General features: G+C 36.9%; 18 protein-coding genes. 9 read left to right on the top strand and 9 right to left on the bottom strand.

The window, feature by feature from the left end; genetic code table 11:
- Window positions 1-185: 185 nt before the first annotated feature.
- From JI723_RS06755 to JI723_RS06740, 4 genes are all read left to right on the top strand, one after another.
- Window positions 186-392, top strand: coding sequence for a hypothetical protein (locus JI723_RS06755; RefSeq protein ID WP_272687894.1), 207 nt, complete (start codon window positions 186-188; stop codon window positions 390-392).
- Window positions 393-436: 44 nt separating this feature from the next.
- Window positions 437-646: an excisionase gene (locus JI723_RS06750; RefSeq protein WP_068445436.1), complete on the top strand. Its 210-nt coding sequence runs from the start codon at window positions 437-439 to the stop codon at window positions 644-646.
- Window positions 601-1,785, top strand: coding sequence for a site-specific integrase (locus tag JI723_RS06745; protein WP_337979861.1), 1,185 nt, complete (start codon window positions 601-603; stop codon window positions 1,783-1,785). Before JI723_RS06750 ends, JI723_RS06745 begins: the two co-directional genes overlap by 46 nt.
- Before the next feature lie 139 nt (window positions 1,786-1,924).
- Window positions 1,925-3,325 (top strand): ApeA N-terminal domain 1-containing protein, encoded by a 1,401-nt coding sequence (locus JI723_RS06740; RefSeq protein ID WP_272687892.1) that lies wholly within the window; start codon window positions 1,925-1,927, stop codon window positions 3,323-3,325.
- A 271-nt stretch (window positions 3,326-3,596) separates the two neighbouring features.
- Here the strand turns inward: JI723_RS06740 and JI723_RS06735 are convergent, their stop codons facing one another.
- On the bottom strand, window positions 3,597-4,133 hold the full coding sequence (locus tag JI723_RS06735; RefSeq protein WP_337979860.1) for a hypothetical protein: 537 nt from the start codon (window positions 4,131-4,133) through the stop codon (window positions 3,597-3,599).
- A gap of 179 nt (window positions 4,134-4,312) precedes the next feature.
- A complete protein-coding gene (locus JI723_RS06725) occupies window positions 4,313-4,672 on the bottom strand; it encodes a DUF1090 family protein (RefSeq protein WP_070929954.1) in 360 nt (119 codons plus the stop codon).
- 1,097 nt (window positions 4,673-5,769) lie between these two features.
- On the opposite strand from JI723_RS06725, the gene JI723_RS06720 reads away from it, so the two are divergent.
- Window positions 5,770-6,156 (top strand): DUF805 domain-containing protein, encoded by a 387-nt coding sequence (locus JI723_RS06720; RefSeq protein ID WP_070929953.1) that lies wholly within the window; start codon window positions 5,770-5,772, stop codon window positions 6,154-6,156.
- Between the two features lie 150 nt (window positions 6,157-6,306).
- Here the strand turns inward: JI723_RS06720 and JI723_RS06715 are convergent, their stop codons facing one another.
- The 4 genes from JI723_RS06715 to JI723_RS06700 form a co-directional block, all read right to left on the bottom strand.
- Window positions 6,307-6,747 (bottom strand): fimbrial protein, encoded by a 441-nt coding sequence (locus tag JI723_RS06715; RefSeq protein WP_272581234.1) that lies wholly within the window; start codon window positions 6,745-6,747, stop codon window positions 6,307-6,309.
- Window positions 6,748-6,892: 145 nt separating this feature from the next.
- Window positions 6,893-7,345 (bottom strand): fimbrial protein, encoded by a 453-nt coding sequence (locus JI723_RS06710; RefSeq protein WP_337979859.1) that lies wholly within the window; start codon window positions 7,343-7,345, stop codon window positions 6,893-6,895.
- Window positions 7,346-7,404: 59 nt separating this feature from the next.
- Window positions 7,405-7,902, bottom strand: coding sequence for a hypothetical protein (locus tag JI723_RS06705; RefSeq protein ID WP_337979858.1), 498 nt, complete (start codon window positions 7,900-7,902; stop codon window positions 7,405-7,407).
- Window positions 7,903-7,919: 17 nt separating this feature from the next.
- Window positions 7,920-8,303 (bottom strand): fimbrial protein, encoded by a 384-nt coding sequence (locus JI723_RS06700; RefSeq protein ID WP_337979857.1) that lies wholly within the window; start codon window positions 8,301-8,303, stop codon window positions 7,920-7,922.
- Between the two features lie 1,021 nt (window positions 8,304-9,324).
- On the opposite strand from JI723_RS06700, the gene JI723_RS06695 reads away from it, so the two are divergent.
- Window positions 9,325-10,419 carry a fatty acid desaturase family protein gene (locus JI723_RS06695; protein ID WP_272581238.1) on the top strand — a complete coding sequence of 365 codons (1,095 nt, stop codon included), beginning with the start codon at window positions 9,325-9,327 and terminating at the stop codon, window positions 10,417-10,419.
- 15 nt (window positions 10,420-10,434) lie between these two features.
- Here JI723_RS06695 and JI723_RS06690 read toward each other — a convergent pair whose 3' ends face one another.
- A complete protein-coding gene (locus tag JI723_RS06690) occupies window positions 10,435-11,328 on the bottom strand; it encodes a hypothetical protein (RefSeq protein ID WP_272581239.1) in 894 nt (297 codons plus the stop codon).
- Between the two features lie 421 nt (window positions 11,329-11,749).
- Here JI723_RS06690 and JI723_RS06685 point away from each other — a divergent pair, with 421 nt between their 5' ends.
- Window positions 11,750-12,694 carry an ATP-grasp fold amidoligase family protein gene (locus tag JI723_RS06685; protein ID WP_272581240.1) on the top strand — a complete coding sequence of 315 codons (945 nt, stop codon included), beginning with the start codon at window positions 11,750-11,752 and terminating at the stop codon, window positions 12,692-12,694.
- Between the two features lie 153 nt (window positions 12,695-12,847).
- Here JI723_RS06685 and JI723_RS06680 read toward each other — a convergent pair whose 3' ends face one another.
- Window positions 12,848-13,990, bottom strand: a complete 1,143-nt coding sequence (locus tag JI723_RS06680) for an MFS transporter (RefSeq protein ID WP_337979957.1) — start codon at window positions 13,988-13,990, stop codon at window positions 12,848-12,850.
- A gap of 514 nt (window positions 13,991-14,504) precedes the next feature.
- Window positions 14,505-16,097: a propionate catabolism operon regulatory protein PrpR gene (gene prpR, locus JI723_RS06675; protein ID WP_337979856.1), complete on the bottom strand. Its 1,593-nt coding sequence runs from the start codon at window positions 16,095-16,097 to the stop codon at window positions 14,505-14,507.
- Between the two features lie 384 nt (window positions 16,098-16,481).
- On the opposite strand from prpR, the gene prpB reads away from it, so the two are divergent.
- On the top strand, window positions 16,482-17,366 hold the full coding sequence (prpB, locus tag JI723_RS06670; protein ID WP_070928763.1) for a methylisocitrate lyase: 885 nt from the start codon (window positions 16,482-16,484) through the stop codon (window positions 17,364-17,366).
- Between the two features lie 49 nt (window positions 17,367-17,415).
- Window positions 17,416-18,582, top strand: a complete 1,167-nt coding sequence (gene prpC / locus JI723_RS06665; protein WP_272581242.1) for a bifunctional 2-methylcitrate synthase/citrate synthase — start codon at window positions 17,416-17,418, stop codon at window positions 18,580-18,582.
- Window positions 18,583-18,588 lie beyond the last annotated feature (6 nt).

Below are 18,588 nucleotides of genomic sequence, written 5' to 3'. Positions count from 1 at the left end.
GCTATACCTATCCCGATGAGCAGAATTGTTTAATGGATAAAGACGCCCTAACTCAACGAGGTGTTTTGTCTGAATGCTATCCCATCGAAGCGATTATTCGGGCCAATAATTGATTAAGCATAATCAGTTTTATTCTGCATTTTTTCTTACTGTGGTGGTTTATTCAAAACCAATGGATAACCACCATGAAACAACCACAATTAACCCCTTGGGTACCCAAGGAACAATTATTAACTGAGTTTGATATTAAATTAGGCAAGCTAGCTGCCAGTGTCAAAAACAGACCATGTACTGAAGCTGATATCAAGCATGCCTGCAACATTGCTGACCAACTTATCTTATTAATGATGAGGCAAGACCAAGATGAGACAAAATATCACAGAAGGCTATGATTTATTTCTCCGCGACATTAAGCAAGCGGATATCGGAGGAAATTATGTTATATGAATGTTTGCCTATTTCCGCATACTGCAATATGTACGGAGAAACACCAGAGTCCATTAATAAGCGCATACAACGGCAATATTGGATAGTCGGTGTACATGTTTTAAAAGTTGAGGGTTCAAAAGAACGTTGGATTGATATTGCTGAGGTGAATAAGTGGGCACGAAAAAACAAACAGGCTACACACTACCAAGAGGGGTGACGGTTCGTAACAACAAAACCAGCCAAACTATTGTTATCACGTTTACTTATAGAGGGGCGCTCTGTAGAGAGCCTCTCTCAAGACTAACCGTCGATAATAAAAACATTAAATACGCAGAAAGACTACTCGCTGAAATTCAAAATAATATTGAAAAAGGCACATTTAATTACGCTAAATATTTTCCTAACTCTAAAAAACTAATTCTTTTTGGCGTTAACAATCGTGAAAAAAGAGTAATTGATTATTTAGAGGAATATTTAGTTATTTGCGAAACTCGAAATTTATCTCCCTCAACGATTGGCGGTTATAAAAAATGCAAAAGTGCCCTGTCTGATTTGCACCAATTACATGTTTCATCACTGACACCGGCTATTCTTAAAAACTGGATACAAAAACAAACGACAGTATTAAAAACCATCCGTAACCAGCTCTCTTTCTTGCGCAGCTCGCTAGATGAAGCCATTACCGATGGGATTGTATCAATTAATCCTGTGAGCCTTGTGTCTGCTTCAAGGTATCAATCTAATAACAGTGACAATGAAAGCAGTTATATTGTTGACCCATTGTCACCTAAAGAAGTCTCTGCCCTACTGACTGCGGCAAGATATGAGCAATGGAAAAACTTATTTCAGTTTGCCATTAATACAGGGTTAAGAAGTTCTGAATTATGTGCATTGAGATGGAGTGATATTGATTTCATAGAAAATACTGCACACGTGCAATCAGCCTGCGTGGTTGGTGTTATTAAGAAAACAAAAACTAAAGCCGGTACTAGAAAGGTTGAGTTGAATAGTGAAGCCCTGAACGCCCTAAATAACCAAAAGCAATTCACCTTTATGAAAGACGCTGTAATTTTTGAAGACCCAAAAACAAATAAGGCTTGGGCAGGTGCCGATGCAATAAGGAAAAAAGCATGGGTACTAACATTAAAAAAGGTAGGTATCCGGTATCGCAATCCTTACCAAACGAGACATACTTTTGCCACGAGGCATATCAGCCAAGGCGCTAACTTATTTTGGCTAGCAGGACAAATGGGGCATAAAGGGCCTGAAATGTTGTTTAGGCACTATGGGGGATATCTTAAGGAGTATGATGGAAAGACTATGAGTAATTTGAATAAACACATAAGTCAAATCTAAAATTCATAGATAAAGACATAATAATACTCCATCAGATTAAATACCTCTGCTTCTAATAACAGGTATATTTATCACTTGCTGAATTTTTAAAATTAGTCACACTATGAGTAGAAAAAAACAACCAATACAAGGGGATATAATGAGGATTCAGGAAGAATACAAAAAATCTGGTTACTTTTGGCTTCCAGAACAAGAAGATAAAAAAATACCAGGAATTATCACAATTAGTGATGGTGGAAAGATCGAATTAGAAATAATTGGTCATTTTGATGAGGAAAAAGCTTTTTCTTATGATAATAAACATATTGAACGGATAATAGGCCATATAGAAAAAGATGATTTAGTAACCCTTGATAGATGTTTATATGCAAAAAAGAACTTTGCTTTTGGAGGTATTTCTAAATCAACAATATCAGTTCAAAGATTATTGAGTGGTGCCGCATGGGATAAAAATGAGGCTATCACCTTTAACACTTTCTCTTTTGCCGTTGACTGTTTAGATGAGTGGGTAAGGCTTAGTGGTATAGATATAGAACATGATTGGAAAAATCATACAGCACAAATCAGTTATAAGCGCCCTGAAGATATAAGCATTACTCTTGATAATGAAATGACCCTTGAAATATGCTTCGCATATACATTCTCTGACTTACTTATTAATAAAGAAGCGAAAATCACACAGCGAGCTTATTTTAATCTTGTATCAGAAAAACTACGTGACCTGAATGAATTCACAACTATAGCCTACAAAATTACAAATCTAATGTGCTTTGCTATAGATGAGATTGTTACTTTGAAAAACGTATCAGCAACATCCTCAGAAATAGTACTCGATCATGGAGATAATAAGAAATATCCAGCCACAATCAAAATATACTACCAAAGTATCCCTCATGCAGAAAAAGAACCAACTAAACATTGGCATGATATATTATTTAGCTATGTAACAATTAAAAATAATGCGCAGCAAGTATTCAATAATTGGATTAATGCTTATGAATACTTGTCTCCTGCGTTTAGTTTATATTTCTCAACAAAAGCTGGCGCACAAAAATATCTTGATAGTAAATTCTTAGCATTAGCGCAAGGGCTTGAGACATATCATAGAAGAACTAGTGATGAAAAACTCATGGAAAATGACGCTTTTGAATCATTAGTTTCTACAATTCTTAAATCATGCCCAGCAGAACACGCTGACTGGCTTCAAGGGAGACTAATGCATGGAAATGAAATTAATCTTGGAAAGCGATTAAAAAGAATTATTGAGCCATTCAAAGAACACTTGGGTTCAAGCAAAGAAAGAAGCAAGCTTCTAAGACAAATAGTAAACACACGAAATTACTTAACTCACTACAATGAAGACTTAGAGCATGAGATGGCTAAAGGAAGAGAGCTGTGGCTTCTTTGTTTGAAAATGGAAGCTATATTCAATCTACACTTTTTAAATATTATTGGATTTACTGCCGATGAAATTGAACAAGTAATCGAAAATAGTGAATCTTTGAAAAGGAAACTTCAGCCTATTGTGTATAGTTATTAATCATGAATATACCTACACCACGACCTCCATGTGCACATCTAGTGCACATGATTGATCACCATTTAAAATACCCTTTAATAATCAATCAATTAAGAAATTACGGACTCGGGTTCAACTCCCGCCAGTGCAGAAAGTCTAATTATAACTATCTTATTTTAGGGGAAGTGGACACTACCACATATGAAAATGGTTATTTTGATGTAGTGATAATTTAGATGATACTAATTATGCATATTAGCTATCTGATACAACTAGAGAGTAATATGGAATTTCATTTCTGAGTATTTTCTTGTGCTTTCTTGTGAATTTCGTCTCGCATTTCAGCTGTGATTTTTTGGTAAATCTCTAATGTTCCATCATCACGAGCAAGACCCATAAAGATATCCTTACCTCTTTTCTGAATTATAACTGATACTTTTACAGGCTCTATATCACCGAAATTTTTTGGCTCTATTTTCCCATTAATTTTGTAGGTAATCTTAGTGATTTTCTGCATTAATATGCTGGATTTTACGTCAAATTTCCACGTAGAGTCTTGCTTTATTTCTTCTACATTATCACCAACTTGGATCCGCAATGAATCAACAGCAGTACCATTTGGAGCAAAACTCATCATTTTGAGAATTTTTATTTCTTGTGTATTATTTACATCAATCCAATAACCATACAAGTCACTTTCAGAGTATGGCTGTGGGATTGTTTCAATTTTTATACCTTCCTCTATATCCAGATCTGCATCAGCAATACTGACGTTAGGGATACAAGAAAATGCAAACAATATAACAAGTGATAGGAATATTTTTTTCATCATTTGTTCAAAAATCGTTTTATGTAGAGCACATTGATAATTCGGTTTGCAGGCAACGAAGTATCGACTTCAATTGCCAAGCACTCACGCGTTCCTTCATCAATAATATTCACTGCCAGAAACGGTTACCATAATATAAACTTTCATACATAAAATCTAACGCCTATTGAACACTAAAACTAGTCAATATTTTTTAGCTCTTCAATAATTTCCTTCAATTCTTTTAACTCCAATTCAAGTAATCTCTCCCTTGAGTTATTATCATACAACCTAGTTGGCCCAGTTGCTCCCGAGTAATGGTCATACAATCTCGTTGGCCCAGTTGCTCCCGAATAATGATCATAACAATTAGATTTTACGTTTGATATCGCACGTTCCAGAGCTTGTACTCTATATGTATTACCGTAGTCCTTGGCATATTTTAATTGTTTTTCAAGATTATATATTTTCTTATCGCATTTATAGGCTTTGGTGCCCGCCAAAGAAGATAATGGTAAAAAAAACAGCAATAATGATGTAACCAGTATTTTAATTTTCATAGTATATTCTACCTAAAAAAATATCCTCTGCTTTAAATTTACCTTATATCATCATTTTTTGACTAGTTTGAATACCGGAACTATCTCAAACACAGTCAACGTCATTATATATATCCAATTTAAATGGAATTTTTAGTTATCTTTAATCACCTATCTCGCTAGTAGACTTGTTATTTATGTTGCACTTCACCAATTAGTCAAAATTGTCTGCTAGCAGTATCAGTATATCTCCATAAATCAGGATGTTTGGTATTCGCTATAATATCAAAAGACAGTGCATGACTATCTCAAATTACAAACCGTGTAAAATTTACGCCCATCACTCTAATTTATCTGGCATACGTATATCCCCTTCCTTTTTAAAGTGTCAAAAATTTAATGACAAGTTCTGATATGATTAGTTTAACTACAGGAGCACTATATTTAAATATCCTAACCATCCTAAGTAATATCGCTTAGGCCATTTTGACAACAAATGTTTTCGCCTTTCACACCTGAATCGGTAAATTTCAAAATACTCACTATTTGGATTTTAATCCAACTGATTTTATTATAATAACTTGCTTTTAAAGTAGACAAACAGCATCATCACTAACAGAGTAAAACCTCAGGTATATTATTTATCTTTGTCAATAATTATCGCCTCCTCAAAAGAAAATAATGACTATTGAAAATTGAAAGTACATTTCAGACTTTCATATTCCAATATAATTACCAGCCCTATCAAATTCACTTTAATAAAATCTTACATTACTATAATTTACATATCATTATCCAATCTATATACTTCCTCATCTAACTTTTTCAATTAAAAATTAACGTATAAATAAGTATTTGGGCATTATTGAAAATAGCCATACTCCCTTTTATAAAAGCTAGATACAAATAATATTAGACGTTATATTCGATAAGTTTTATCACCTACTCTCTGATTAGGATGAGTTTTATTAATGATAGTAACGAAAAGCCCAATAATATTGTTTACTTTTTTGCATGATTATTTTTTCTAGTCTTATTATAAAACCATCATTTATATTAATTTTTCTAGTCGGTCTATTTTATAAATTTAACTTAGATTTTTATATCTATGAGGCTCTATGCTTACTACAATCCTTCATTTTCTGAAAACATCATTTAGCCTTAAAGGTCGAGCTACTAGATGGGATTATTGGTCTTTTCAAATATTCAACATTCCTCTAATCAACCTAAGCATCTATATTTTAAATTATACGGGTAGATTTCACTTTCCTCGGGGTGAATTATTCGATGATACTCTAATTATCCTCGCATTTGCTTATTTAATTTTTGGTGCTACATATACAACAGTACTTACAGTTAGACGACTGCATGACATCGGTTATTCTGGATGGTTAGTATTAATTCAATTTATTCCATATTTAGGATTCATTCTTGTTTTTGCTATGTTCTTTAAAGGCGATGTAGGACCTAACAAGTTTGGTGATGACCCAAAACAAAAAGACTAATTGTAATATTAATGCCCCATAATAGGGGCTACTTTAAACGGCATTTAACGAGTAATACATAACTTTTTCTAGATACTGCTAATCCAATAATCGCTTCATTATTCTCTAACTTAACTCATTTCCGCAAACTGAAAATAGCATGTCAATAAATTACAAATATTCCATACTAAAAGTCACATCGGTATTAGCAGAACCTGCGATAATTGTTCCCCCCGTAGAAACATATTGTGCATAAAAAACAAGCGTTGCACTTTTCTGGCCAGCCTCAAGGGGATAGGCAATACTCGCCGTTCCTGGCGAAATGCGAGTCTTATTCCGATCCAAAATAGCTACGCCCACATGTGATGCAGTACTCGTAGGATCCAATTTAAATAAACTACTATTATTACTGTCTACAGTGCCATTGAAAGTCACTTTCACTCCTGAAGCGATCGAACCACAATCTTCTAAATTAAAAGTAAAGCGAACCGCTGAAGTAGCAGGCTCCGCTGTTGCTGTAAATTGCTTTATCGTCCATGAACCTAAATTAACTGTTTGATTCAAAGTTCCAATACTCACAGTACAGGTGCTGGAGACGATTGTGGCACGCATATATAAGTTTGTGATCCCAACATCCCCCCGAGACAGCGGAATGTAGACTACTCCTAACCATTAACATTTGCCTTATTTTGCAATTCACTTTTATAAAACGGATTAAATAGAGTGTTATCATCCCCATATCATCACCTTATTTTGATTAAGGAAAATCTACACGTATATAAGCTTGAGATGTCACCGTTCCTTCCACTGGCTGTTTCCCTGTGATACTAATAGGGTAAATGCGTAAAGTTGCTATCGCGCTCTGAGCGCTGTCGAGCGTAAATGGTATATAACTCGATGTATTATTGGGGATCAATGGATTACCATCAGAATTTGCTACAACAAATCCCACATCACTATTATTTGAAACAACCGCATTACCAGAAACATTATCTGCTTGCAGGCGAAGCGTCATTGCGCTGCCAGCGCCAACATTGTCACATTGAATATTAATCGTACGCACAATTTCATTGACTCCATTCGGTTTTTCACCTGCGTTCTTAAACTCTGAACTGGAAATATTCCCAAAATCTACATCAATAACCTGCCCACCATTAAAACTACAAGATTCAACTACCGTAATATTCAAATTTAAATATAAGTGGAACAATGTCAGTGTTTTCGCCTGACAAGTTTGTGTGTTTGATGAACAAACCCCTCTTTCACCAACTAAAATATTCGTCCGATAAGTCCCCCAACCAAAGGTTTATCTATACGGATCGCCGTATCATAGGTTGTTTCAGGCCACCATGTAAAAGTATTTGGATTATAACTGTAAATAACACATGAACCTGGATATAAATTTTGAATATTAAAAGGGACATATGCGATAGAACAACCATCACTAAACTTTACTCCAACTGAAATATAATCATTAATTGGATGGAATACCCAACTCTGCGGTTTTGTTCCTGACACAGGCACCGTTCCCCCTGCAAAAACAAACCATATATTTAAATACCCCCCCTCATTATTTTGATTAACAGTCATTGTATAAGCATTTAATTTCACAGGACTACTTGAGTAAATTGCCCCAACTTTATTTTCCCTTGCTTTTAACGATGTCGTTAATGTCGCGGTAACATCATTACATCCTGATAGACATGTCACTGCCTGTATTTCTATTGAAAATAAAATAACTAACAATGTAATAATCAGTTTTCGCATAATTACCCCAACAGGCCTCAATTAAAGGTACCCGTGAAAGCAGAACCAGAAGCACCACCGGCAGTATTACTGATTGCTAATACCGTAGGATCGACGCTGTCGACGGTACCACTAAATGCAGTTGATACTTGAGTCGATACTGTACTATCACAATCTTCTAACTCGATATTAAAAAGGACAGAGTTTGAGCGAACCCCCATAGCTGTAAACAATGCCGAGCGATATTCTCCCATATCCACATTTTGATTATTCGACGATGCACTCACAGCACAACCGGCATTCACGATTGAACCAGAAAAATGTATGGCTCCACCATTAACGGTTACAGCAAAAGCGATATTTACGCTAAAAACCAATAATAGCGATAGTACACAATAAGTTACTAACGATTTGTTTAACATAAGTGAGCCCCCATCCCACTGACACTTAATTGAATTAATATCAATAATAAGTATAAGTTGAGTTAACAGCCTTAAATATTAGTAAAAGCTAGAAAACGAGCTAGCTAAAAACAAACACATCATAAAAAGATGACTTATTGGAAATAATAGAATAAAGCCATAAAAACACCAAGTCACCACTATAAAAAAAACATAATATTTACTACTATGATTAACCTTATCTGTCGTGTTTCCTTTATCTGTGAAGCGATATATTTAACTCAATGTTTTTAAATCATTAATGAGAATATCTACTCTAAATAATTCAAGATGCAGCTAAGAGCATACATAAGTATGTGATGAGTCACGAATGAACATAGTCAACAACGCTCTAACTTGAAGTATGACGAGTATAAGCACTACTATCTTAAAGGCATTAATAATATTCTTGAATAATTGAATATATTTATTAATGACGATAATTCACCACAAATATTAACCAGAACTAGGCTTTCAGTTAAATGCTTTTCAAATAAGCAAAATAATGAATAAACATATTTCCGCCCTTATGTTGTATTTAGCGCAGGTGTTCAATGGCTATTTTCACCATTATTAGCAGCTGTTAAAAAGAATCAGTTTGTTAGGCTAAAAAATACTATTATGCCTGCTGAAATGTTATTTGAGCATCTATTGCGAGCGACTTAGCATTCGAAATTGAAAGACTGTTATCGTATTTCAGCGAACCACTTCTAGAAACAGAAAAATTTTTGAAGCAAGTACTAACTTAGCTAGCGCTGCTTCTCCCTATCGGAACTATAAAATTAAGCAATGCAATGCGTTTTGGCATTGGCCTGTTTGGATATACCTGTACATTAGAGATGACCGAAATGTATCGGGACGTTGAGAAACCAGAAGATGACCTTTATCAATGTCTTAACATTATAAGATGATGAATTGATGCGATTAGAAAAAGTAGATCCTTTGTTGCAAGGATTGATTGAGGCATAATAAATGACGCATTTTATCAAAAAAATATAAAACGATGAGCACACAACTGAACGAATTGCATTTTACACACGCTAATGAGCACGCTTTTCATGATGCATTAAAACAAGCGAGCCATAACTATCTCAATAGTAAAAACGATCATGTATATGCAAGCAAGAAAGATATTTTTCTGATTATCAGCATGATAGTCCTTGCTATCATCTGTTATATTCCTACATTGCTAACATCTTCAACGGTTGTGTATATTGCTGGCTATGTTGGCTTTGTGTTACTCATCATGCTGTTGAATGTATTAGGCCAGCACGATGCTTGTCACAATACTTTGTTTAAGCAAACGTGGCTAAATCGTATTTTTGGCCGTTTAGTCACGCTGCCACTAGGGCTAGAGCCTGAGTTTTGGCGAGTCCGCCATGTCTATTTTCATCACCGCTATGCCAATATTGAACATTACGATTTAGATACCGAGGAAAATGGTATTTTTAGGCAAACACCCTTTCAAAACTGGCGTCCAATGATGAAGTATCAACATGTTTATTGGCCAATCGTCGCATCGTTCTCGCTTACATGGATTGCATTAGTATTTGATTGGTCTGATAGAACGGGAAAAACGCCACTTAAATCGCGGAAAGTACTAGAAGGTAAATTGGGTTGGGCATTATTTTTAGGTAGTAAAATATGCCATCTGTTACTGATGCTTGGGCTACCTTTATGGGTTGCACACCTCCATGGTATAGACATCATGACTATCTTACTCACTTACCTAGCGAGTCAAATGGTCGCTTCTTTATTTGTCGTTTATTTATTGCTTGGTACACATTGGGCTGAAACGGCGTTTTTTGAGGCACCGAATAACCAGCAAATGCCTCATGGTTGGTATTATCACAATTTTGTGACTGCTTGTGATTGGTTGCCCTCACCCAAATGGTTATGGCGCTTGACTGGCGGGCTAAACTACCATCTTACCCACCATTTATTTCCCGGTTGGCACCATCGCCATTACCCCGCGTTAGCCGCCATTATTGCTCGGTTAGCCAAACAATATGATCTGCCTTATCGTTGTATTAGCTACCGGCAATTACTGGATGCTCAAATCCGCTTTTTACGTAAAATGGGTGAAGTGCCGAAATAGTACATCTCACTGATTTTATGCTGAATATTGCGCTATCCCTGTATATCCGTTGCCTTGATACAACGTCTTAACCTCTCCTGTATTCAAGGCGATTTGATATACTCCACCGAGTAAATCAGTAACATACATTAGCTGAGCGGACTTATCATAAGTTAAACCGATCGCTTCATTGAAACCACGACAAATCACCTGATGATTGCTCAAACCGTTTTCAGTAATATCTGCTTTATTCAAGCTATTACCATTCGGTTCGCCACCGCGATCTGTCCAATAGAGAATATGTTCTTCCCCATCCAGTAACAAATCAATAGGTTCAGGTAATTTGTCGAGTAGTAGCTCAATATCCTGTCGATGAGTAGGTTCAGTATTCACTGTTGGTCGTAGTGGCGCTCTAAACAAACGACCTTGATTGCCTTTTGACATACCTTTTTGTGTCCAGTATAGCCAATTGTTCTCAATATCCACGGTAATACCAACACACTGGTCGAGTATGTCGACTTTACCTTGAGGATCTCTAGGCCGCTCAACATGTGTCTGTAAATCACTACCATCAACATTACATGATGAAACTTTTCCGCCTTCTCTATCGCACCAATATAATCGTTGGTTAATTTGATCAAGTTGTAATTGTTTTGGTGTACGAATTCTCCCGTGACTGACTAATACTTTTCGATTAGTACCATTAAAGTTGATCACATTGATAGAGCCATCATCGGCTTCAAAGTCTTCCCCCATGTTGCTCCAATAAATTAAACGGTTTTCAGGATCAACGGTAATCCCATCAGGCGTGCCGCCAAGCCCTTCAAGAAGGTTATGTATTTGGCCTGTAGATTTGTGATATTCAACAATGGCGGGGCTATGGATATCAAGCAGTAACAAGTAAGGTTGGGACAGTGGTTTATCGTTCACTACATATACCTCATCATACATTTGATTAACTTTACATCAATAAATATAGATGAGTGGCTATTAGTTAGCTAACTAATACTCTAAAAATTAAATAATTCCTTAAGGTTAACTTAGCGTTCGACTGTTACTATCAGATAGTCTTGGCATCCTTGTGTACATTTATAAAATAAACTGACGAATATTGATATAAAAACAAACAAATATAGGATTTAATTACCTTGCTAATATAAAGGTTATTTATTATCTGTTTAATAAAAATATCACTTAAGATAGAAAATATAGAAAAATAAAAAATCAGAAAATTTAACAATACCCTCCATATTTAATATCTATTTATGTTTACCTAAATATAATTGCTGAGCAATTTTAAGTTTTTAAAATTTTATTAAATAATAACATAAAGAATGGTTAGGCGACTCATATGAAAAAAGTCGAATATTTACTCAAAAAACTACGCACTTTAGTCATCAGCGATAAACTCTATCTCACTAATAAATTTAGGAAAAAACTAGGTTACATCCCTAATATTGAAGTACCTAAAAGTTTTAATGAGAAAGTTAATCACCGTATGATATATGATAAAAATCCGCTATATACACAGCTTGCTGATAAACTCACGGCTCGTGAATATGTGACACGGAAAATAGGCGAACAATATTTAGTACCAATTTTAGCCGCCTATAACAATGTTAATGAGATCAATATTGATAAACTACCCGAGCGCTTTGTATTAAAGTGTAATCATGACAGTGGCAGTAGTATTATTTGTACAAATAAAACAACATTTGATTTACAAAAAGCCAAACATAAACTTTCACGCCACATGACGAGAAATTTGTATTACATCACCCGTGAACGTCATTATAAAGATATTAAAGCAAAAATAATTTGCGAAGAATATATCGATTTATCAACACATAGAGATAAACAATTAGCCATAGAAACCTGCCGCATTCACTGCTTTTCAGGCAAACCTATGTATGCTGAAATTAATTTCATCGATACAAAGGGAAATATGTATGCCAATATTTATGATACTGATTGGTTACTACAACCTATTGTGGTTGATTTTCCAAACACACCTAAAGACGTTGCCGAACCAAATTTGTTTCAAGAAATGTTACGGCTTGCACAAAAACTCACTAGCCCATTTGACTATTGCCGAGCTGATTTTTTAATGACCGATAACACGCTCTATTTTAGTGAAATGACTTTCACACCAAATGCAGGACGTTTCCCTATTCAGCCGTTATCGTGGGATTTCAGATTAGGTGAAATGTGGGAGCAACGTATCACTGGTTTAACGGATAATATTGAAATAGAGGGAGCATTCGCCACTGCATCGTTTACTAGCAAGAAAAAATAGCCTATATGTTCAATAATTCAAGCGCTAAGAACCAGCAAGCCTAGTTCTTCAACACAAAGCGCTATAATTTCAAGTTCATGGATATATAAATAAACATGCCGTGTTTACCCAATAAATATGAAGTAACACGGCATGTTCTTTAACTACAAATAACTAATTAGCTAATACGCCTGCTTTACGACGTACACTTGCAATCAACATATAAATCGTGGTGACTGTCAATACGATAAAGAAGAAGTTAATTAAACCATTGTGTTGCTCTAAGAATGTTCCCGCCGCCAACGGACCAACCGCAGAACCGATACTATAGCTAAATAGCATTACTTGTGTCGCCGCAACAATATACGATGATTCAAGGCTATCACAAGCTAAGGTGATCGCAATTGGGTACAATGCAAAAGATGACATCCCTAACAGCGCCAAAGCAATTATCATCACAAGGTAATCTTCAGAGATATAGACAATCCCCATCGCAAATACCCCCAACAATGAAACCATGGCCAATAACAGAGTTTTGCTCATCATAACGGATAGCTTGCTGATCACAGGCTGAATCAACATACCACCCAAAATAATCGATGCCATCAATACACCGACTTGCTGAGTGGTAAATGGGCCATTTTTAAGCGATAACGGCATTAAACCATAAATGGTTCCCATCAAAATCCCTGAAGTCATACAACCAATCATGGCTGGCTTACTTAAACGGGTAATCTTTTTCAAAGACAACTTTTTGTGAGAATCACAAGCAGGCTGACCTTGACGAAGCAGCAACGGCGGTAAAACAGCCAGTAATAATAAACCTAATACCACCATAAATGGGTAAACGCCTTGAGTACCAATTACTCCGATGGCTAATTGCCCGAGGGTGGTACCGCCATACAGTGATGTCATATAAAAGCTAAGACGTTTTGCTCTTTCTTTAGCGTTATCACCAATCAATAACCATGATTCAACAACAACAAAAATCCCTGCAACCGCAATACCGGCAATTAAACGATTTGGTAGCCAAGCAGCTATTGTTGCTGCCCACGGCAACACCACGACTGTTGCTGCAAGCATTAATAAAAAGACAATAAATGAAAGGCGGTGCCCTATTTTAACGATCACAGGCTCAATCATCATTGAGCCAATTAATAAGCCAATATAGTAAGCACTTGCAAGCCATCCTGCGTAGCTGGTATCGATATTAAAGCCACCCATTGATAATGGGATCAGGCTCATCAAATACCCCGAAGCGATTGCAAAAATAGTTAAACCAGCGACAGGTACAAAAGTACTGTCTTGTTTGCGCATTATTGTAGAGGCCTGTTTCACGACCTACTCTCCCGCTAATAAAAAAATTAAATGCGCTGCATCTTCATCGGGGGGCTGTGCGGCAACACTGAGCTGAAAAACAGCAACTCAGTCCGGCGACTAGTGCAGATATAAAAATAAACGATAGGACTAATTTGCCGGCAATATAGAACTTTAATTGGCTAAATTAAAATGAGAAAAACTAATGCTCACTAGTAAAAATATTTATGTGAGAAAAATCACTGTTTTTTAGCAATGTGCTATTTTTTAGAATGATAGAAAGAACAAGAAAAACGCTTAAAAAACAATTCGTTAAAAAAACCACCGCAGCAATCGTTTGAATATTTTTTAAACATCACTAACCCACATTCTTTATTAGAATTGCGCTAATAAATAGTTTCTTACAATATTCTGCTATTACCTTGGTTCTGCTGTACAAGTTATTAGGATAAATATTCCCTTTTGTTCATTTTTTAAATTGAATATCATTTATTTTTAATTAAATGGCAGAAAATTAATTTTTACTCTTTTGCTGCTTTAAACGACGCCATAATGTGGTACGACTAATACCTAAATACTGAGCCGCAGCTTGTCTATCACCTTTAAAATAATCCATCACTTCTGTTAAAGAGGCATCAAGAGGATTGATTTGCATAACGTCATGGGTTGTCGTTTTACGTTCAGGTGATAAATTTTCTAATAATTCTTGAGTGATAGATTTTTCTGGGTAAGCACTACAGAATAATGCGACTCGCTCCATTAAGTTACGTAATTCCCTAACATTACCCGGCCATGAATATTGCCTAAAAAATCCATGACAGCTAAATAATTGCTGAACCCGAAAAGCCGGTAGGGATTGCTGTAGCCCCGCAAAAGCGAGTTTTAACAGCCTTTCCGCTAACATAAATATATCATCTCCCCGTTGATGCAATGAAGGAACTTGCATACGTAACACACCTAGTCGATAAAATAAATCTGCTCGAAAGCGTCCTTCCTTAACCCAGCTATCTAAATCACAATGGGTTGCACAAATTACACGCACATTGACCTGCAATGGTCGATAGCCACCAATACGTACGACCGTCATTTCCTCTAATACTCTTAATAAGCGGGTTTGCAATACTAAGGGCATTTCACCGATTTCATCTAAAAATAGAGTTCCGCCATTTGCCATCTCAAACAAACCAGCTCGTCCGCCACGCCGCGAGCCTGTAAAAGCGCCTTCTTCATAACCAAACAACTCTGCTTCCAGTAAGTTTTCAGGGATTGCTCCACAATTGACGGCCACAAATGGCATGGGGGCTTTATTTCTTTTATGCTGATTAAATAAGCAATATTCATGATGTATCGCTTGAGCAACCATCTCTTTACCTGTACCACTTTCGCCTTGGATCAATACTGTCGCCTCTGAGCGCGCATATAACATTATGTTTTGACGCACAGATTCCATCAGTGGTGAGGCGCCAATAAGATCATTAATGGTATGGCGGATCTTAGTACTATTTTCAGGTAAATAACCAATAGGCGTTGTTTTTTGATCGTATGAAATACGGCTCAGCTCGATGGCATCATAAAACGCCTGACGGATGGTTTCAGTTGAATAAATAAAGATCCCCGTCATCCCTAGCTCTTGGGCTAAATCCATAATGAGTCCAGCCCCGACAACAACGTTGATCCCCATTGCTTTCAATGATTTCAACTGTGCTCGCGCATCTTCTGCGGTAATATAGCTACGCTGCTCTATACGTAAGCCAAAGTTTTTTTGAAATTCATCGAGTGAAGGAATAATTTTCTGGTAATTAATAATACCTACTTTATGGCTAATTTCTCTTGCTTGAGCAAGAGCTTGCATAACATCAAAACCGCTGACTTTAACAATAATCACAGGTACTGAAACATGGCTTTTTAAATAAGCGCCATTCGAGCCTGCACTAATGATCGCATCACAATGACCCGTTTTCAGCCTTTCACGAACTTCTGCTGCGGCTTGCTCAAAACCAATATTTAGTGGCGTGATATCTGCCTGAGCACTAAATTCAGGGCTAATATCGCGAAATAGTGTAAACAATCGTGATACTGATACCGTCCAAATAATGGTTTTTTGCATAAGTGATCCTTATTTAGCCATGACGTTTCAAATGAAACACCAAGAAACATTAACATCATTTCAATGAAACATTCATCTGCTTTGATTGAAAACCCTTTACTCGGTCACAAAAGTAAAAATAATCATATCCTAATGATTTTAAATAATTTTAATTATTTATACGCTATTTTGTATTTATGGCACAGCACTTGCTAAGAATAATTTTATCAATAGAGGCTACATTTTATACTCTAAATAATTCGAGATGCAGGTAGGCGACAGGCGAAGATAGACGGGGAGCGTAGATGAACTATGTGACTCGGCGAGTATAGCGCAGTCAACAACCCTGCATTTTGAAGTATGACGAATATAGTCGCAATTTAATAACAATCATAAGAGGTTACTATGTCATCTATTTCTGCTGGCCAAGCATTTCGTCAAGCACTAAGTAGTGAAACACCTTTGCAGTTAGTTGGCACTATTAATGCTAACCACGCCTTACTTGCACAACGTGCTGGCTATAAAGCTATCTATTTATCTGGTGGTGGTGTCGCAGCTGGCTCATTAGGTTTACCCGACCTCGGTATTTCAACCTTAGAAGATGTTTTGATTGATATTCGACGCATTACCGATGTTTGTGAACTACCCTTAATGGTGGATGCAGATATCGGCTTTGGTCCTTCTGCATTTAATGTCGCACGTACCGTTAAATCTATCGAAAAAGCCGGTGCTGCCGGTTTACATTTGGAAGATCAAGTTGGTGCTAAACGTTGTGGTCATCGTCCCAATAAAGAAATTGTTTCAACACAAGAGATGGTTGATCGGATCAAAGCCGCGGTTGATGCACGCGTTGATGAAAATTTTGTGATCATGGCACGTACCGACGCGTTGGCTGTTGAAGGGTTAGAAGCCGCGTTAGACAGAGCGCATGCTTATATTGAGGCGGGGGCAGATATGTTATTTCCTGAAGCCATCACGCAACTGAACATGTACCAACAATTTGTAGAGCAAACTAAAGTGCCAGTTCTTGCCAATCTTACCGAATTTGGTCAAACCCCTTTATTTACCCTTGATGAGTTACGCAGTGTTGGTATTGCGATTGCCCTTTACCCTCTCTCCGCTTTTAGAGCGATGAACAAAGCCGCTGAGCAGGTTTACACCACACTACGCAAAGAAGGCACACAAAAAAATGTCGTTCCACTGATGCAAACTCGTGACGAACTTTATCAAAGCATTAATTACTATGACTATGAACAAAAATTAGATGCTCTATTTTCACAACAAAAATAATACTTATATTCTAAATAATTCAAGTTGTCCCCCTACAAAGGATAATCCGATGAATGAACAACTTAATAATACTGGTACTCCCCAATTTAAACCTAAAAAATCCGTTGCTTTATCGGGTATCACCGCAGGTAATACCGCACTTTGTACCGTTGGCAAAAACGGTAATGACTTGCACTATCGCGGTTATGATATCCACGATCTCGCCACCCAATGTGAATTTGAAGAAGTAGCCTACCTACTGATCCACGAAAAATTACCGACTAAATCAGAACTCGTCGCCTATAAAGACAAGCTCAAGGCATTAAGGGGTCTTCCTGCTAGCGTTAAACAAACCTTAGAGTCGATCCCCGCGAATGCTCACCCTATGGATGTCATGAGAACAGGCGTGTCAGTCATGGGCTGTGTGCTTCCTGAAAAAGAGTCTCATACTTTAGCGGGAGCAAAAGAAATTGCAGATAGATTGTTAGCGTGCTTAGGTTCAATGCTGCTGTATTGGTATCATTTCAGTCATCATGGCCGCCGCATTGAAACGGAAACTGATGATGATTCTATTGGCGCCCACTTTTTACATTTACTGCATGGTAAAAAGCCACCAGCACAGTGGGAACGTTTCATGCATATCGCTTCAATTTTATATGCGGAGCATGAATTTAATGCATCCACCTTTGCTGCTCGCGTGATTGCGGGTACTGGTACAGATTTTTATTCTGCAATTACTGGGGCAATTGCTGCCTTACGTGGTCCTAAACATGGTGGCGCGAATGAGGTTTCACTGGAAATTCAACAGCGTTATCTCACCACTGAAGAAGCTGAACAAGATATTATTCAGCGCCTTGAAAAGTCTGAAGTGATCATTGGATTTGGTCATCCCGTATACACGATTGCCGATCCACGCCATCCCATCATTAAATCCGTTGCTCTGCAATTATCAGAACAGTGTTTAAACCGCCAATTATATGATATTGCTCACCATTTAGAATTGGTCATGAAACGTGAAAAAAATATGTTTCCTAATTTAGATTGGTTTTCAGCAGTAACTTATCATTTGATGGGCGTCCCAACCGCCATGTTTACCCCGCTGTTTGTTATGGCGCGTACAGCTGGCTGGTCTGCGCATATCATTGAACAACGTCAAGATAATAAAATCATTCGCCCATCTGCCAATTATGTGGGCCCAGAAAATAAACTATTTACCCGCATGGAACAGCGTTTATAAGGATAA

It is taken from the genome of Providencia manganoxydans, assembly GCF_016618195.1.
GTDB lineage: Bacteria > Pseudomonadota > Gammaproteobacteria > Enterobacterales > Enterobacteriaceae > Providencia > Providencia manganoxydans.
This window is presented reverse-complemented; position numbering and strand designations above follow the sequence as displayed.